The following is a 17,482-nucleotide window of genomic DNA, read 5'->3' as shown; positions in this document are numbered from 1 at the left end:
GTCAGGCCAGCCGCATCGCGACCGCGCCGCACGCGATCAGGGTGACGGCCGCCAGCCGTGCGCGGCCGATGGGTTCGCGCAGGATGAGGGCGGCGATCGCGGTCGCGAACAGGATCGATGTCTCGCGCAGCGCGGCGACGGCGGCGACCGGCGCGCGCGTCATCGCCCATAGCGCGATGCCGTACGAGCCGACGGAGGCGAGGCCGCCCAGCGGCGCCACGAGCGGATGCGCGCGCGCGAACGCCACGAGCGCGCCCACGCGGCCGCGGGCCGTCCAGGCGCACACCCAGGCGCCCGTCAGCAGGAAGATCCATAGCGTGTACGCGGCCGGCGCGCCGGAACGCCGCACGCCCTGGCCGTCGATCAGCGTATAGGCCGCGATCACGCCGGCCGTCAGCAGGGCGAACACGGTTGTCCGGCGCGCACCGGCGGCGCGCGGGGCAAGCCATAGCCCCAGCACGCCGCCGCAGATCAGCAGCATGGCGACCCACTGGCCGGGACTCAGCCGGTCGCCCGTCAGCGGCCCGTTGACGATGGCGACGAGCAGCGGCGCGCAGCCGCGCATCAGCGGGTAGGCGTGGCTGACCTGGCCGTCGCGGTAGGTCTCGATGAGCAGCAGGAAGTAGGCTGCCTGGACGACGCCCGACGCCGCGATGAACGGCCAGCTGGCCCGCGCCGGCGCCGGCAGGAAAGGCAGCAGGACGATGGCGACGCAGGCCGATCCGGCCACGACGAGCACGGTCGCGAGCAGCGGCTCGCCGCGCCGCTTGAGCAGCGTGTTCCAGCTCGCGTGCAGCAACGCCGCGCCCAGCACGGCGCACAGCACGGAAGGCGTCACGCCTGCTCGGCCGCCGGTGCCGTCTCGGGAATGCCGTGGCGGCGGAAGTAGCGGTGTGCGACGAGCAGCGCGGCCGCCTGCATGGCGGCGCACAGGAAGAACGGCCCGCCCACGCGCCAGTCCTGCGGCGGCAGGTCGCTCGCGGCGCCCAGCAGCAGCGTGCCGACGAGCGGCGCGACGACCAGGCCGATGCTGCTGATCGATTGCAGGGAGCCCATCAGTTCTCCCTGTTCGCGGCTGGACGACGATTTCGACAGGATGCCCTGCAGCGCCGGTCCCGCGGCGAACGACAGCAGGTTGCAGAGGATGAAGACGTACATCATCCAGCCGTGCGTCGCGATCGCGTACAGGAAGTAGGTGACGGCGCCGGACGCGAGGCCGATCAGCGACAGCCGCACTTCGCCGAAGCGCCGGATCAGCGGCGCGAGCAGCCCGGCCTGCACGACGATCGAGCACACGCCCACGCAGAACAGGGCGATGCCGTTGTCGCGCGGCGTCCAGTCGAAGCGGAACGTCGTGAACAGCACCCACGTCGACTGCAGCATCATCTGGGCGAAGGCGACGAGCGTGTAGACGGTGATCAGGCCGCGGATATCCGTGCGGCGCACGAGGCGCAGCAGGGAGGTGAACGGGTTGATGCGCGACCACTGGAACGCCGCGCGGCGCTCGCGCGGCAGCGATTCCGGCACCGCGAAGTAGCCGTAGACGAAGTTCGCGGCGGACAGCGCGGCCGCCACGTAGAACGGCAGGTGCAATCCCATATTGCCCAGCAGGCCGCCGAGGATCGGTCCGCAGATGAAGCCGAAGCCGAACGCGGCGCCGATCTTGCCGAAGCTTTTCGCGCGGTTTTCCGGCGTCGACACGTCCGATGCGTACGCGGACGCGACGGACATGCTGGCCGACGACGCCCCGCCGATCACGCGCCCGATGAACAGGCATGCAAGATTGGGCGCCCAGGCGGTCGCGAGGAAGTTGATGCACATGCCGCCCATCGAATACAGCAGCACGGGGCGGCGGCCGATGCGGTCGGACAGCGCGCCCACCATCGGCATGAACAGGAATTGCATCAGCCCGAACGTGGCGCCCAGCACGCCGTACCACAGCGCCTGCTGCGTGCGATTGTCGACGAATTCGCCCACGAGGCTCGGCAGCACCGGCACGATGAGGCCGATGCCGAGCATGTCGACGAACACGCAGATGAGGACGAAATTCAGGTTCGCGCTTTTGGCCATGGGCGTTCCGGGACGATGCGGAAAACGCCTATGGTAGCACCGATTGCCCGGCAGACAACTGCTTGCTTTTCGATCAAGCTGCCACGTGCGGGATGCCTGCCCATTCGGCCGCGAAGGCGCTGCGGAAGTCCGTCAGGATCGCCAGCCGCTGTTCGGCGAGGCGGCGGCCGGCATCGGTCTGCATCATGCCCGGCAGGCGCGCCAGCTTCGCGTCGATATGGTCGAGCGAATACGATTTGTCGTCGAGCGGACGGTCCAGCGCAAGCGGATCGCTGCCGTGGGCGAGGGCGCTGCCCATGCGGCCCGCGATATAAAACATGCGCGCGAGGCCGACGGCGCCGAGGCCGTCCAGGCGGTCGGCGTCCTGCACGATGCGGGCTTCCAGCGTGGTCGCGGGGACGGCGGCGGAAAAGCTGTGCGCTTCGATCGCGTGGGCGACGGCCGCAAGCTTGTCCGCCGGAAAGCCGAGCGCCGCCAGCCGCTCGGTGGCCAGTTCGGCCGACAGGCGGGATGCAATGCTGCGGCGCGGGTCGTCCTTCGGCACGTTGACGAGGTCGTGCAGGTAGCACGCCGCGAGCACGACGAGCGGATCGGCCTGGTCGTGGTGCGCCAGCAGCGCCTGCGCATTGCGCCAGACGCGTTCGACATGGTTCAGGTCATGGGCGCCGTCGGGGCCCTGGTCGGCGACCGCCTGTGCGGCCAGTTGGACGAGGCGGGGACGCCAGCTGTCGAGTTCAGGATGGAGTGCTTGCATTCGAGTCTAAGGAAATGAGGGCGCGCTGCGACAGCGCGTCGGCCCCGGTGTTCTTGTGGCGCGGCACCCAGCGCAGGCGCACGTCGGGCAGGAGGGCCAGCAGCGCCAGCGTCCGGGCGCGATAGCCGGCCAGGGCGGGCGCGGCGTACAGGCCGGGGCCGGTGACATCGTCGATCACGACCCGGCTGTCGCCGTGGACGGTCAGCTCGTGCGCGCCGTGGGCGGCGGCCGTTTCCAGCAGGGCGATCAGCGCGCGGTATTCCGCCTCGCTGCTGTTGCCGTGGCCGGCCGGCCGGGCGAGTTCGATGAGCTGGCCGTCCGGGCCTTCGATCCGCACGCCGATGCCGCAGCGGCCCGGGTTCGGTTTCGCGGAGCCGTCGAACCAGGCGCGCCATGCGCTTGGCTGCACATCGCGCCGTGAGGCCGCAGCGGCTTTTGTGGAGGCGCGGGCCGCATCGCGCGCCGCCTGCGCGGCCAGCATGCCGGTGCGCCCCTCGACGAGGGCGGCGAGGCCGGCGGCGCCGGCCGCCAGTTCCAGCGTGCGGCGCAGCGCCTGGTCGGCGGGCAGCCCTTCGGCCAGCGCCAGGCGGCGGCTGGCCGCGCGCTCGGCCTTGTAGGCGATCCGGTCCAGGTCGGGAAAGTCATTCATGCCGAGAGGATACTACAAAGAAAAACAGCGCCGGGGCGCTGTTTCCAGGATTAGCGGCGGTAGGGATTGTCCGGCCGGCGATCCCAGCGGTTCGGCACACCGTCGCCGTCGCGGTCGCGGTCGTAGCGGTTCGGCACGCCATCGCGGTCTTCGTCCCAGCGGCGGCCGTGGCGCTCGTAGCGGTCGGGGATGCCGTCGCGGTCGCGATCCCGATAGCCCGGCCGGTCGTTGTAGTACGAACCCCGGTCGTAGCCGCGGTCGTAGCGGCGTTCGAAGCGGTCGGGCACGCCGTCGCGGTCGCGGTCGGGACCGTATGGCGTCCACGCGGCAGGCTGCATGTACCAGCCGCCATTGCCCTGGTACCAGGCCGGTGCGCGGTAGACATAGCCGGGACGCTCGGCGACCCAGTAGCCCGGTGCCCACGTATGGCGGTGGCCGGACCACTCCCAGTGGCCGGGTGCCCACACATAACCGTGGCGCGGCGCGGGGACGCGTTCGTACAACGGGGCCGGCGGGGCGGTGCTGATGGTCAGGCTGACATTGCTGTAAGCCATGGAAGGAAGCGGTGCGGCGGCGGCGCCGATGGCGATCAGGGTGGCAAGTGCGAGGCGTTTCATGTTGGTCTCCAATCCGGACTTCGGATGTGACCAATATAGCGCGGCGGGCGGAACGATTCAGCGGTTGAAGCAGACTCTTACACTTGAAACAGATTGTGTGCGGGGGCGGCGGTGACCGTCCCCGCGGCGAACATCATGCGCGGCTCCGGACGCGTTCCAGCGCCAGCATCTGTTGCTTCTCGACCGGCGTCAGGCGCTTGGCGGTGACGTGCACGACGGGGATGCCGGCGGTCGTCGCGAGGACGGGTGCGGTCGCCTGTGCGGGCTTGGCGCTGTCGAGTGCCATGCTGCCGGCGGCGGCCAGGCTCAGGGCGACGATGAAGGCGGCTTCCATGTGCTTGATGACGTTCATGATGCTCTCCTCGGGGTTGGATGCGGGGTTGGGTGATGAAGCGTTTCTCGATGTGTGTACTGTAGCCACAAGGGCTCCCGGTCTCCACCCGCGTGCGACGAACCGCACGAAACGCAGGACGAAGCGCAGATAAGCGGGACCGGCTTTCATCGTCCCCCGGCTAGGCGCACGCGAACACAACGAGGGAGAACCCAGCGATGATCGGAACGCTCGTCGAGGCCGTCGCGGCCAACCGGACGCGCTTGCGGCGCGCGCGCAACCTGCGCGCCGGCACGCGCACGCACGTGGCCGCCGAGCCGCGCGCACGCGGGCCCGCGCCGCTGCGCTGGCTGACGGCAGGCTGCGTGCTGCTGGCCGTCGCGGGCGCCGCGCTCATCGTCGTGCACGCGCGCTGGCTGGCCGCTGCCGGCGCGACGCCGCCCGGCGACGGCGCTTCCCGCCTGACGGCGGTGCTGCCCGGCGTCGCGTTCACGGTGCCCGACGGTCCCGGCGTGACGGTGCGCACGCACGGCGGCGCGGCGCTGCTGATCCTGTCCGGCATGCGCCCCGCGCCGGTGCAGCGTGTCGACCTGTGCGACCAGCTCGCCGACCGCACGCGTCCCGGCCGGCTGCTGCCGCTGCGGATCGGCTGGACGTTCGCCGACGCGGCAGGCCTGGCTTCCCCGCGCAACGTGCTGCTGGCGGATGGCCCGATGCCGAGCGTGCGCGTCGACGGCCGCGCCGGGGCGCCGCTGGACGTGCGCTGGGACGGGCAGGCGCAGTGGGTCGGCGCAGCGGCACGGGTCGCACCAGGCGGCGAGGGCTGGCTGACGTGGCGCGACGGCGCGTTGCGGCTGCGCCACCGGCCGAGCAGCGCCTGCCCGGCGGCCGGCGAACTCCTCGTGCAGCTGTACCGTCCCGCACCGACGCCACGCGCGCTGGTCGTCGCCGTGCCGGCGCACGGCGAACCGGTCGAGGCGCTGCTGGCGCCGGGCGACTACCGCGTGCCGGCGTCGCCCGCGGCCACGCTGGAAGACGAGCAGCTGTTCGCCCAGCTGCAGGCCCGCGGCCTCGTGCGCCTGGGGGCGAACGGCCTCGCCGAACTGGCCCCGCCGGACCTTGCCGCTTGGCGCGCGGCCGGCAAGACGCCGTGGGATGGCGTGAACCTCGACGGCGACGCGCTGCGGCTGCTGGAGCGGTTGTATCGCCGCGCCGACGGCGATTTCGTGCGCGAACAGGTCCGCGTGTTCAATGCCGAGCGGCGGCTGCTCGCGTGGCGCCTGCCGGCCGGCGCGACCGCCGGGTGGCGCGCGGAAGTCGTGCAGGGAACGGCCACGGTCCCCGTGCCGCTGGCCGACGACATGCCCCCGGCCAGCGCCCGCCTGTTCGCCCGGCTGCCGCAGGGCTGGGCGCCGTGGCAGCGGATCGGCGCGTGGCCGGCGGACGGCGGCGTGGCCCGTCTGCGCCTGACCGTACCCGACGGGACGGCGAGTCTCCGGCTGATGCTGGCAGGCCGCCTGCGCCACGTCACCGGCGCCCGGTTGCGCACCGATCCGCTGCCCGGCTGCGACGGCCGCGCGTGCACGGCGCCGGACGCGGTGCAGATAATCGACCTGCTGCCCGACGCCGGCGAGATCGTGATCGACGCGGAACCGCTGGCGCAGGGCGCCCTGGCCACGCCGGGCGATGCGCGCTACCGCCACCTCGCCGTGCGCGACGGCCGCCTCGCCTGGCAGGCGCTGGGCCCGGCCACGTCGCGTCCGTCGGCGCCGCTGGCGGATGTGGTGCTGGCCGACCGCAACGGCGTCACGCTGTGGCGCGACGGTGCGCCGACGGAGGCGGCCCGCGCGGCTGGCCTCGCGACGATGCTGGGCGTGCGCGCGGGCCAGGCGGGCAGCGTCGCCACCTTGCTCGGCCGCGTGCCGGGCGGCCGTCACACGGCGCGGATGACCCTGGACCTGCGCCTGCAGGCGGCCGCGCAGGCGGCGCTCGACTGCATCGCGATGCGGCGCGGGCACTGGGATGGCCGCGGCTGCACGGGGGCGGGGGCCGTCCCGGCGGGCCGGCAGGCGGGCGTCGTCCTGCTCGACACGGAGACGGGCGCGATCCTCGCCGCGGCCGGGGCGGGCATGCCGGCCGTGACGCCGGACAACTGGCGCGAGGCGCGCGACTTCGACCGCGTCGACCCGGCCGCGAGCCCGCTGCGCCTGCCCGCGCTGCAGCACGACGGCGGCGCCGAGCGGGCGCCGGGATCGACGTTCAAGATCGTCAGCGCCCTCGGGCTGGAACTGGCCGCGCAGTCCGATCTCCAGCTGGATGCCCTGCTGGACGGCCTGCCGCTCGCCGCCATCAACGCCGCCGCGCACGAACGGGGCTTCGCCTTCCGCACGGAGGCGCCGACGTATCCGGTCGACGGCCGCGCGCGCATCACGAACTTCCGCGACCAGGGCCTGGACCGGCGCGCCAGGGATGGCCGGCTGGGCCTCGCGCAGGCGCTGACCTACAGCCTGAACACGTGGTTCGCGTGGACGGGAGAACTGTCCGACCGGAGCCTGCTCGGCCGGCCCGACGGCGGCGTGCCCGACCTGCAGCCGCTGGAACCGGGCGCGCTGGACCCGGTCCGGCCGATCGTCGCCATGGCGCGCCGGCTCGGCTTCGGCCAGGCGCTGCGGCTCGACGGCGGCCTGCTGCCGGCGGATTTCGCCTGGTCGGCGTGGGACGCGCTGCAGGCGACGCCGGCCGCCATCGACCCCGTCCACACGCGTCACGAACTGCGCCAGATGGCGATCGGCCTGCGCATGCAGGCGACGCCGCTGCAGATGGCGCTCGTCGCCGGTGCCGTCGGGCAGGGGCGGCCTATCGTGCCGCACCTGCTGGCGGAACTCGACGGCAAACCGGCCGCGCCGTCGAACGGGCCGGCCCTGGGCGTGCGCCTCGACCGTGTGCGCGCGGGCATGAAGGGCGTCGTCGACGTGGGCACGGCGGCCGGCGCCTTCCGGGCGCCCGCGCTGGCCGGCATCCGGCGCGGCCTGTCCGGCAAGACGGGGACGGCGCCGGTGGGCGACGGATCGCTGGCGACGGTCTGGTTCACGGGCTGGCTGGAGCCGCACAGCGTGGCGGGGCAGGAGCACCGGCTCGCCGTCGCCGTCTTCGCCAGCCGCTCGGAAGCGACGGGCGGCGAGCATGCGGCGCCCGTCGCTGCCGCCGTCCTGGGGGCGCTGGCCGATCGTATGCAACCCAAGGGAGCGAAATAGGGGGTATTTCCCACTCATCTGCGCGCCTACGAGATGTGGTTCTGTGGCATGATCTATTACGGTCCTGCTATTCGTGGCCGAACATCGAAGAGGATTTATGCGTTTGCCGGGAACCCGGTACCAGGAACCGGGCTGGGAAGAAGTGCGCAAGTTGCTGGGACAGTGCTCGCTCGCCGCGCTGCGCGGTCTCGATGCCGCACATCCGGACCTGGAGGCCCGGTTGGAACATTATGTGGAGCGCATGATGGACCAGCTGACGGCCCAGCGCCACAGCGCCCGCGCCCGGGCGGCCGGCAACGGCTACGGCGACACAGTCCACGAGCTGGCGGTGACGCTCGTCGTCGAGCTGCGCGCCCGTCCGGCCGACTGGGACGCCCTGTGCGCCGCGCTGGCGGACGGTCCCTCCGGCGACGCACTCCTGCGCAAGAAGGTGAACGACATGTACGCCGTGCTGCGCGACCGCGTCGATGCCGACAACTACCAGGCCGCCTGCGGCCGTCCGTGCAGCCCGAATCGTATGTACGCCTACCGGATGCTGGACACCGCCTACCACGACGTGGCCCGCCTGTTCGCCAACTGGCGCGCGCACCGGGCGCAGGTCGGCGCGATCCTCGGCCGCGAGATCGCGGACGGCGCCGACCCCATCGAAGTGCGCCAGCTGCGCACGATCCACGACTGCCGCGCGGAGTGGATCCTGCGCTGGAGCGCATCGATGGAGCACTTCGGCGGCGGTCCCGGCCCGCTGCACACGCGCTCCAAGCGCTGCGCGAGCCTGAAGACGAGCCCGGACCGCATCGCCGCCATGCTGCGCGAGATCGGCGATTACGAACAGCTGTCGGCCAACCGCGACGAGGACTGGCTGCAGGACCTGGACGATGCGGCGGTCTGGGTGGAGGATTACTGGCGCGTGCTGCAGGAATCGGAAAGCGCGGCGACGCCCGGCCCCGACCGGATCCTGGAAGCGCAGCAGGATGCGCTCGACGCCGCGGCACCGGAACCCGATCCGGTGCCGGAGGAAGCCGACCCGCGCCTCGAGACGCTCGCGCTGAGCGTTTCACTGCCCCCCGGCTATGTGGCGCAAGCGGTGCCGGACGGTCTGCTGGCGGCGGAGGGCCTGCCGGTGGGACTGGCCGTGTACGCGAAGCTGCTGGGCCCCGACGACGCGTCCTACCCGGACGCGTGGCGCGACCCGGCCACCGGCGCGCTGCCGACGATGCAGCAGCTGGCGGCGCTGGCCGAGGTGTCGCTGCCGACGTTGCGCAAGCGGCGCGACGCGGCGATCGCCCGGATGAATGCCGCCTTTGACACGAAGCGAGGACGCGATGCATAGCAACGACACGAGCTCACGCCGGCTGCAGGAAGCCCTGCTGCTGGCCCGCCGCAAGGACGGCGACCGCCTGATGCTGGACGACGCCACGCTGGCCGCGGCGCTGGACGGCAGCCGGCCGCTGACGTCGGGCGAGCGGGCCGCGCTGCAGGCATCGCCGCTGACCGCGCGCCGGCTGCGCCATCTCGCGCTGGCGCGGCGCGCGGCCGCATCGACCGCGTGGCGGGGCAGCCGCGGCGCGCTGCGGGCCGCGAGCACCGGCACACCGGAAGCGGTCGTGACGGACGACGGCTGGTGGACCCTGCATTTCATGTCCGCCGGCGCCGGGTGGCGCACCGTCCTGCAACTGGCGCCGCAGGCGCCGTTCGCTGAAGCGCTGCTCGTGGCGCGCGCGCCGCTGCGCGTCGTGGACGGCGCCGGCGCCGTGGTGCTCGCCGGCCAGCTCGATGCGGACGGCGAATGCGAGGCCGCCTGGCCGTTTGCCGCCGCACCCTCGGACCATTTGCAGGCGCACGGCGCCCGTTTCACCGTCGAACCGCTGGAGGCGGACACACCATGATCCCATTCTTCAAGCGCGCGGCGCCCGTCCACGATGCCTGCACCCTCGGACGCACGGCCGTCGCGCTGCCGCTGTCGCCCGGCTGCGCAGCGCCGCCGGGCTGCCCCGTCGTCATCGTCGACGCGGACGGCCGCCCGCGCCGCGCCACGACGCCGGCCGGGAAAAAGGTCGAGCTGCGTCCCGGCGAACTCGCGTGGGCGTTCCACCCGGGGCCGTACACGATAACCGTGGTCCCGTACGCGCAGGCGCCCGAGATCGGCCTGCGCACGACCTTCGCCATCGACCCGCAGGACCCGGCCGCCGCGGGCAAGCGCTTCGACCTGTACCTGGCCGCCGAAGCGGATGGCCGCGTCGACCTGGCCGCGCTGCGCATGAAAGTGGAAAGTGCGGTGCGCAGCGCGCTGGAGCAGGGCGCGCTCGACCTGCCGCCGTGCGCGGACATCGACGAGTGGAACGCGTTCCGCCAGGGCCTGAACCGCTTGCTGTACCTGCGCTTCGGCTTGACCGTGGACGATTGCGTGCCCGTCGAACTGGAAGGCGTCGACTACGCGGCGCAACTCGCCGCGCGCGCAGTCGGCAGCACAGCGGCCGCGGCGCCCGCGGCCGTGGCGGAGAAGGTCGTGCCGGACCTGGCCGACGCGAAGGCCATGCGCCGGCTGTTCCTGGAGCTGCCTTGCCTGATGTGCGGCCTGCGCTTCGGCGCGCTGCCGAATGGGCAGGAACAGTTCCGCCAGCAGCAGGCCTTGCTGCAGCGGCTGGACCGGCTGTCCGTCGAGATCACGACGATGCCCGCACTCGTGCTGGCCGCGCCGGGACAGCCGCTCGCGCTGGACGAGCAGCTGCGCCGCATGCGCCACAGCCGCCGCGCGACCGTCGCGCTGGACGAGGCGTGGGCGCTGCTGGCGCGCCTCGAAGGCGCGCAAGGGGGGCGCCTGGCCGCGCTGTACGACGAAGCCGAGCGCATCGTCGCCAACCTCGAAGCCGATTGCGCCGGCCGGCGCGCGGCGAAACACGTCGCGGAGGCGGCATGAACGTACCCCAACAGGCCGTGTGCCGCACCCGCCAGCCCGACGGAACGCTGCTCACCGTGACCGCCACGCGGCGCGAGCGCGCGGGCCGCGCGGACGTCAAGTGCACCGTGCCGGGCGACGCGGCATTGGCCGAACGCCTGCAGCAGGTGGTCCGCCTCGCGCGCCACACGGAAGCGAAGATCGACAGCCGCGACCAGGTCGTGCTCGGCGTCGACCGCGCGCCCGTGGGGCGCGACTGCGAACTGGCCTTCGTGCTGGCCGACCGTATCGTGCGCGGCGTGTGGCATGGACGGGAGGTGGTCGCCAACGGCTGGTCCGATGCGTGGCAGCTGGGCCGCGTGGACGGCCACGACGTCGCGGACGCGTCGCCGGACGCGCTGCTGGGCGGGCCGGACGGCCTGTCGCACCTGGGCCAGCTGGACGGCCATCCGGATCCCGGCGCGCGCGTGTCCGGCGCCCGCGCGTGGTTCCCGCTGCACAGCGGAGGAGACGGCGACGGCCTCGGCTGGGTCGAGGTGAGCGTGCACCCGCTGGAGGGCGAACGCCTCGACGAGGAACAGACGATCGCCGTGGCGGGCGCGGACGCGGCACGGCAGCTGGCGGTGCGCCAGGTGCTGGCCGGTGCGCGCCACTTCGATGGCCGCGGTCTCGGACGCTGGCGCACGACGGTGCGCTTCAGCGACGCCGCATTCGCCGGCCGTTCCTACGAGCTGGCCCTCGTGCTGGCCGACCGCATCGCGCGCGGCCGCGAATTCGTCCCGCGTGCGCGGCTGCTGGCGACGGGCTGCTCGGACGCGTGGCATGCGGGCCGCGTGGACACGGTCGACGGGATCGCGCCGAAATGCGCGCTGCTGCTGCGCGAAGCGGGGCCGGGCGACCGCATCGTGCTGCCGCATGCGTGGCGCGATGCGCTGCCGGCGGGCTTCGCGGACGACGTCCGCGCGCGCGGCGCGAGCGTGGCGTGCGTGGAGCGGATCGGAATCATTTGATGTAGGCTTGCAGGGTGAGCCGGAAGGAGTCGACGATGTTGCGGATGTTTGGATTGGGTGGGGCAAAGTGCCCGCGCTGTTCGCAAGGGACGGGCGCGGCGGACGGCTATTGCACCGCCTGCGGCCTGATGCTCGGCACGCCGCGCAACGAACCCGTGCTGGTGGAGAACCGCTGGGTGCCCGGCCCGGACGAACTGGCCGTGTTCTTCGGCGTGCGCGCGCTGTCCGGCGTCTTCGTCAAGACCCTGCGCGTGCCCGCCACGGCCCGTGCCTACATCCTGCAGGGCGATCAGGCCACCGAAGTGCCGCAGGGCGAATACGAGATCGAAGGCTTCTTTACGCGCCTGAACCACCTGCTGCGCGACCAGCATGCGGAGATCCTCGTCACGAGGAGCGGCGCGCTGCCGGTCGAGTTCGAACTGGATGGCCTGGTCAGCGCCGAACATCTGGAGGTGTCCGCGCGGCTGGCGCTGTCAGTCCGGATCGAGAGCGTGTCCGCGTTCGCGCGCCACTTCATGACGATGCCCGGCACCGTGAAGGCCGACCACCTGCGCGAACTGCTGCAGCAGCCGGTGCGCCAGCTGGCGGGCGAATTCGTCGCCGCCCGTTCGCTGCGCGAGATGGCGGGGCAGCGCGAACTGCGCCCGGAACTCGACCAGCACCTGCAGGGCGGCCTCGCCACCCTGCTCGCCGATTACGGGCTGGCCATCGTCCGCGTGGAGACGCTGGCGCTGCGCCACGACCGCTTCGACGCCAACCGCGCCCGCATCGGCAGCCTGTGGCTGGCCGTCGACGAGCAGCGGGTGAAGGTCGAGCATGCGCGCCAGCTCGACGAGCTGTATACCGACGACGAGTGGCGCCGCATCGCGCGCGAGGAAAGCCAGGCGCGCCTGGCGCACCGGCGCGCGGAACTGCGCCAGGGCGCCGGCATCGAACGCGCGGAGATGAGCCTGCGGAACGCCGAGCGCGCGCAGGCGATCCGCGCCCGCGAGATCGAGCTGTATGGCCGGATCGTCGAGTCCCGCTCGCGCAAGCACGCGATCGAACGGGGCGCGCAGGATCTCGTCGCGGAGCTGGAACACGAGCTGGCGCAGAAACGCGGCGCGCGCGCGGACCAGGAAACGGAATGGGCGCATTTGCGCGAGCTGGCCGCCGTGCGCATGCGCGAAGAGGTCGCGCTCGCGCGCCAGGACGCGGCGCAGGCCCGCACGGTCGCCGCGCAGCGCTTCTCGCACCAGTTGCTGCAACAGCAGATCCGCAACAAGATCGAGCAGGCGCGCGGCATCGAGGACGCGGCGCGCCAGCGCGCGGAACTGGCGCGCCTGCACGCGGCCGAGGAAGATGCGGCACGGCGCGCGCGCGAGATCGACGCGCAAGACCATGCGGCGCGGCTGCGGGCGGCGGAGCGCGCGGAGTCCATCGAGGTGGAAGCCGTGCGCCAGCGCGTGGAAGCGTTGCGCCGCGACGGGACGCAGGCCGACGCGTTGGCCCAGCACGAAAAGCTGCTGCGCACGATCGAAGCGGATGCCGCTCTGCAGCGGGTGGCGATCGATGGCGAGGAAGCCCGCGCGGTGCTGCAGGCCGAGCTGCTCGCGGCCGAGCGCACGCACGAGCTGCGCCGCATGGAGAAGCTCGGCGCCGTGGACGACACGACGAAATTGGTGCTGGCCGGCGAAACCAATGCCGCGTTGCTCGCCGACGTGCTGAAGGCGCGCACGCAGGCCGGCATGAGCGCGGAGCAGCTGGCGGCGCTGACGTCGTCGCGCCTCGCCGATGAACAGGTCGAACGCGAGCGCGCGCGGCGCAACGACGAACTGGAACGCGAACGGCGCCACCAGCTGGAACTGCTCGCGCTGCAGAACGACGTCAACAAGACGGCGCTCGCCACGCAGGCGCAACTGGGCGGCGCGCTGATCGCGGGTACGGCCTGCCGCCACGCGGGCGCCCAGGCCGGCGACCGGTTCTGCGGTACGTGCGGCGCGCCGCTGCCGGCGCGGGGATGATGCAGACGGCGATCGACAAGCTGCGCGAACTGCGCGCGCTGCACGAGGACGGCCTGTTGAGCCGCCAGGAATTCGACAGCCGCAAGAACGCGATCCTCGACGCTGCCTATCCGGCCGATTCTTCCGCCGATCCGCCGCCGGCCGCACCCGTGCGCGCCGGCACCGAGATCGGCCTGATGGCCACGCAGGAAGTGGGGCCGGTGAACCGCCGCTACCGGCTGGAGCGCCTGATCGCGCAGGGCGGCATGGGCGAGGTATGGCAGGCGACGGACCTCGCCACGCACGCGGAACTGGGCCACAGCGCCCAGGTCGCGCTGAAGATCCTGCCGCCCCGGCTCACGGAAAACTCGCTGCACGCGAAGCTGCTGATCGAGGAAGCGGCACGCGCGCGCCAGCTCGCGCACCAGCACATCGTGCGCGTGTACGACTGGGCCCAGGATCCGGCCACGGGCAGCTATTTCATCATCATGGAGTGCCTGGACGGCGAGGACCTCGACACGCTGCTGGCGCGCGTGGGCCGGCTCGACCCGGCGCGCGCGCTGGAGGTGCTGGCGCCCGTCGCCGCCGCGCTGGATTACGCGTGGGAGCGGCACCACCTCGTCCACCGCGACATCAAGCCCGCCAACGTGTTTATCGCCCGCGGCGGCGACGTCAAGCTGCTCGACTTCGGCATCGCGGCGCGCGCCCGCGCGGACGGCCTCGCGCTGGAAGCCCCGGCCAGCTCCGGCACGGCCGGCTATCGCGCGCCCGAGGCCACCGGCACCGGCGGTGAGCCGGACCGTGGGCTGGACGTGTATGCCGTCGCCGTCATGCTGTACCGGATGCTGGCCGGCGCGTTGCCCACCGGCGCCGATCCGGCCCGGCCGGCGGCATTGAGCGATGCGCAGTGGGCCGTGCTGCGCGCCGGCTTCGCGCGGGACCCGGCCCGGCGTCCGCCCAGCGTGACGGATCTGCTCGCCCGGTTGCAGGCGGCGCCGGTCGTCGACGGGGCGGCGCGGGCCGCGGCGGACGCCATCGACAGGGAGCGCGCCGCGCGCGAACTGGCGGCGCGCAAGCTGGCGCAGGCCCAGGCGGAAGCCGCGGCAAAAGCGCAGCTCGACCGCCAGCGCCGCGCACAGGAACGGGCCGCGAAACAGGCGGCGGAAGCGGCGCGTGCGGCGCGCAAGGAAGCGCTGCGCCAGCAGCTGCTGGAACGGCGCGCGGCGGAAGCGGAAAAGGCGCGACTGGAGCGCGAGGAGGCGCAGCGCAAGCTCGTGCAGGCCAAGGCGGCCGCGGCATACATCGCGGACCAGAAGCGCGCCCGGCTCGAGGAGGCGGCGCGTGCCCAGGCCGTGCTGACGCAGCTGATGCCCACGCCGGCCAGCCCCGTCGCCGACACCGAAGGCGTGCTGCGCGACCGCTTCCTCGGCGGCGACGCCAGGGGGCCGGAACTCGTGCTGCTGCCGACGGGCCGCTTCCAGATGGGCTCTCCCGAGCACGAACGGAAGGTCGCGATGGAAGCCGGCTCGCAACCGGGCTGGCTGGCGCGCGAACTGCCGCAGCACTGGGTCGGCATCGAGAAGCCGATCGCCATGGGCCGCTATCCGGTGACGGTCGGCGAGTGGCGCGTGTTCGTGGCCAGCACCGGCTGGCGGCCGAGCGGGGAAACCGATTGGGACGCGCCGGGCTTCGCGCAGACGGACCGCCATCCTGTAGTCGGCGTGAACTGGTTCGACGCGATCCGCTACGTGCGCTGGCTGTCCGAAGCGACCGGTAAATCATACCGGCTGCCGAGCGAGGCGGAATGGGAATACGCGTGCCGCGCCGGGACGAAGACGGCGTTCTCGTTCGGCGACAGGATCACGACGGACCAGGCGAATTACGACGGCAATTTCACGTACAACGGCGGTCCGCGCGGCGAGTACCGGCGCGGCACGACGCCGGTCGGCATGTTCCCCGCCAATCCCTGGGGCCTGTTCGACATGCATGGCAACGTGTGGGAATGGGTGCAGGACGTGGTCCACGACAATTACGACGGCGCCCCGCTCGACGGCAGCGCGTGGGAAGAGGGCGGCGACCAGGCCCGCCGCATCCTGCGCGGCGGCTCCTGGCTGTACAACCCGCGCTACCTGCGCGCGGCGCTGCGCAACGGCTTTTCGGCCGCCCTGTCGAACGACATCGTGGGTTTTCGTATCGTGCGCGACCTGATGTAGTCAACACGATACGCAGCGGAAATTCGCGGTGTCTCACCCTTGAGCGCATAATGAATCGCACTCTGCAAAGGAGGCGATCATGCGAATTCCCAAGGATATCCAGATCCCGTTCATCGTGCTGTCGCTGGAAGCCGTGCTGCTGACCGGCGCGGCGTTGATTTTCCTGATCCTGCGGCCGGGCTGATCTACGCGCGGCCGGCGTAGGCGTCGACCAGGCGTGCGTAAGTGCGCCGGCGGTCGCCTGTGTGTTCGGCGTGGTCTTCCGGACGTGGGCTGGCCGCGAACCGCACGCGGCCCGTGAACCGGGCGAGGCGGTCCAGCACCGTGGCCGGGCCGATCGGCGTTTCCTGGCCGCTGGCCGGGTCGAGGTGCCAGAAGCCGCCGTCGCGGTGGAACAGGACCGGCATGCCCGCCGCGCGCGGCAGGGCGCCGGACCCCAGCGCCGCCGGCTCGGGCACGACGCCGGGCGCCAGCAGCACGAAGCACTCGGACGCACCGCCGGCATCCACGCGGTGCAGGGTCAGCGCATGCGCGTGCAGCGCCGTCACGACGAACGTCACCACGCCGCGTATGCTGGCCGTCAATTCGATGCGCATCCCGAGGCGCAGGGGGACGGGCGCGTGCTTGCCCGGCCAGGTGCCGTCCAGTAACAGGCCGTAGCGCGACACGTCCTCGATCTCGAACCCGCCGCGCGCGGGGCGGATGACGGCGTGGCGCGCGGACAGCCGGCGCGTGAGGCCATCCCGTTCGGGCCCTTGCGCGCCATGGTGTTCCAGCAGCAGGTCGGCCTCGGCGCCGACGGTGTCGCAGCGGCCCAGCACGCATTCGTCCAGCGCGAACAGCCGCACGTGGCGCTGGGCGCCGGCGTCCGGTTCCGCGTACACGAGGCAGCCGGTGCTTGCCGGACATGGATGCGCCGCGCGCTCGGCGGGCAAGTCGATCTCGATCAGGTCTTCGTCCCACGCGATGGTCGGCAGGCCGACGGCCACCTTGCCGCCGCCACTCCCGTCGAGGTTCAGCTGGGCGATGGAGGCGTTGCGGGCATGGATGTCGATGTCCATCGCGCCGCCGCCGGCCAGGCCCTGTACGCGGGCGATGGCGGCATCGTCGGCGCTGATGCGCACGTTCTTATGCGTGGACAGATAGGTCTGGTGGATCTCGCCCAGCGATGCGTCCGGCCGCGGCACGAGCAGCACGAGCGTCGCGACCCACGTGCGCGCCGGGTGGCGCGCATGGATTTCCAGGTCGACGCGGTACTGGCCGTGTTCCCGTCCGCGCGACGAGAATTCCACGAACACGGGCCGCCAGTCGCCGCGCAGGGTGCGCGCAAACTGCAGCTGGCCGGCGCCCATCGGCAGCAGCTTCGATTCGAGCAGCAGGGTCAGTTGCGCCGGCGCGTCGTCCGGCATGCCCCGCAGCTCCAGCTTGATGGCCTGGCGGCCGCCGGCCGCGCGCGGGTCGAAGCCGCTCACGTGCAGGTGCGGCCGGGGTGGCGGCGCATGGATCGCCGCCGGCATCCGCGCCGGTCCTTCGGCGCGTACGCGTTTCAGCATCTCGAAGCTGGAGCCGAGCACATCGACCGCGCCGGAAGGCTGGCGGTGGCCGTGCGCGCACTGCGCCTCGCCCGGGGCGACCCAGACGGTGCAATGCGGGTGATCGGGACTGCTGCAACGCTTCATGGGCGATTATCGGTTCGGAGCATGGGG

The 17,482-nt window shown here is 72.6% G+C and carries 14 protein-coding genes; 7 read left to right on the top strand and 7 right to left on the bottom strand.

Annotated elements, in window-relative coordinates:
* Nucleotide 1: 1 nt before the first annotated feature.
* The 6 genes from ACL58G_RS22825 to ACL58G_RS22800 all read right to left on the bottom strand — a co-directional run bounded on the left by ACL58G_RS22825 (nt 2) and on the right by ACL58G_RS22800 (nt 4,442).
* Entirely contained in the window at nt 2–838 is an 837-nt protein-coding gene (locus ACL58G_RS22825; RefSeq protein WP_413388270.1) for an EamA family transporter, read from the bottom strand.
* A complete protein-coding gene (locus tag ACL58G_RS22820) occupies nt 835–2,070 on the bottom strand; it encodes a TCR/Tet family MFS transporter (RefSeq protein WP_440963274.1) in 1,236 nt (411 codons plus the stop codon). Before ACL58G_RS22820 ends, ACL58G_RS22825 begins: the two co-directional genes overlap by 4 nt.
* 73 nt (nt 2,071–2,143) lie before the next feature.
* A complete protein-coding gene (locus ACL58G_RS22815) occupies nt 2,144–2,824 on the bottom strand; it encodes an HD domain-containing protein (protein ID WP_413388272.1) in 681 nt (226 codons plus the stop codon).
* Nucleotides 2,805–3,473, bottom strand: coding sequence for a ribonuclease HI family protein (locus ACL58G_RS22810; protein ID WP_440963273.1), 669 nt, complete (start codon nt 3,471–3,473; stop codon nt 2,805–2,807). Before ACL58G_RS22810 ends, ACL58G_RS22815 begins: the two co-directional genes overlap by 20 nt.
* Nucleotides 3,474–3,523: 50 nt before the next feature.
* Nucleotides 3,524–4,090 (bottom strand): hypothetical protein, encoded by a 567-nt coding sequence (locus ACL58G_RS22805; protein ID WP_413388274.1) that lies wholly within the window; start codon nt 4,088–4,090, stop codon nt 3,524–3,526.
* A 133-nt stretch (nt 4,091–4,223) separates the two neighbouring features.
* Nucleotides 4,224–4,442 (bottom strand): hypothetical protein, encoded by a 219-nt coding sequence (locus tag ACL58G_RS22800; protein WP_413346128.1) that lies wholly within the window; start codon nt 4,440–4,442, stop codon nt 4,224–4,226.
* Nucleotides 4,443–4,639: 197 nt separating this feature from the next.
* Here ACL58G_RS22800 and ACL58G_RS22795 point away from each other — a divergent pair, with 197 nt between their 5' ends.
* The 7 genes from ACL58G_RS22795 (at nt 4,640) to ACL58G_RS22765 (ending at nt 15,776) form a co-directional block, all read left to right on the top strand.
* Nucleotides 4,640–7,675, top strand: a complete 3,036-nt coding sequence (locus ACL58G_RS22795; RefSeq protein ID WP_440963272.1) for a penicillin-binding transpeptidase domain-containing protein — start codon at nt 4,640–4,642, stop codon at nt 7,673–7,675.
* A 97-nt stretch (nt 7,676–7,772) separates the two neighbouring features.
* Nucleotides 7,773–9,005 carry a hypothetical protein gene (locus ACL58G_RS22790; RefSeq protein ID WP_440963271.1) on the top strand — a complete coding sequence of 411 codons (1,233 nt, stop codon included), beginning with the start codon at nt 7,773–7,775 and terminating at the stop codon, nt 9,003–9,005.
* Entirely contained in the window at nt 8,998–9,561 is a 564-nt protein-coding gene (locus ACL58G_RS22785) for a hypothetical protein (protein ID WP_440963270.1), read from the top strand. Before ACL58G_RS22790 ends, ACL58G_RS22785 begins: the two co-directional genes overlap by 8 nt.
* On the top strand, nt 9,558–10,592 hold the full coding sequence (locus ACL58G_RS22780) for a hypothetical protein (protein WP_440963269.1): 1,035 nt from the start codon (nt 9,558–9,560) through the stop codon (nt 10,590–10,592). The genes ACL58G_RS22785 and ACL58G_RS22780 overlap by 4 nt, the downstream gene beginning before the upstream one ends.
* Nucleotides 10,589–11,581 (top strand): hypothetical protein, encoded by a 993-nt coding sequence (locus ACL58G_RS22775; protein WP_440963268.1) that lies wholly within the window; start codon nt 10,589–10,591, stop codon nt 11,579–11,581. The genes ACL58G_RS22780 and ACL58G_RS22775 overlap by 4 nt, the downstream gene beginning before the upstream one ends.
* 35 nt (nt 11,582–11,616) lie before the next feature.
* A complete protein-coding gene (locus tag ACL58G_RS22770) occupies nt 11,617–13,584 on the top strand; it encodes a hypothetical protein (protein WP_440963267.1) in 1,968 nt (655 codons plus the stop codon).
* Nucleotides 13,581–15,776, top strand: a complete 2,196-nt coding sequence (locus ACL58G_RS22765) for a bifunctional serine/threonine-protein kinase/formylglycine-generating enzyme family protein (protein ID WP_440963266.1) — start codon at nt 13,581–13,583, stop codon at nt 15,774–15,776. The genes ACL58G_RS22770 and ACL58G_RS22765 overlap by 4 nt, the downstream gene beginning before the upstream one ends.
* A 185-nt stretch (nt 15,777–15,961) precedes the next feature.
* Here ACL58G_RS22765 and ACL58G_RS22760 read toward each other — a convergent pair whose 3' ends face one another.
* Nucleotides 15,962–17,455: an FHA domain-containing protein gene (locus tag ACL58G_RS22760; RefSeq protein WP_440963265.1), complete on the bottom strand. Its 1,494-nt coding sequence runs from the start codon at nt 17,453–17,455 to the stop codon at nt 15,962–15,964.
* Nucleotides 17,456–17,482: the final 27 nt, after the last annotated feature.

The sequence above is a fragment of the Massilia sp. GER05 genome (genome assembly GCF_052056005.1).
Lineage (GTDB): Bacteria > Pseudomonadota > Gammaproteobacteria > Burkholderiales > Burkholderiaceae_D > Telluria > Telluria orientalis.
Note: the sequence above shows the minus strand (reverse complement) of the source record. Positions and strands in the feature narration are given on the sequence as shown.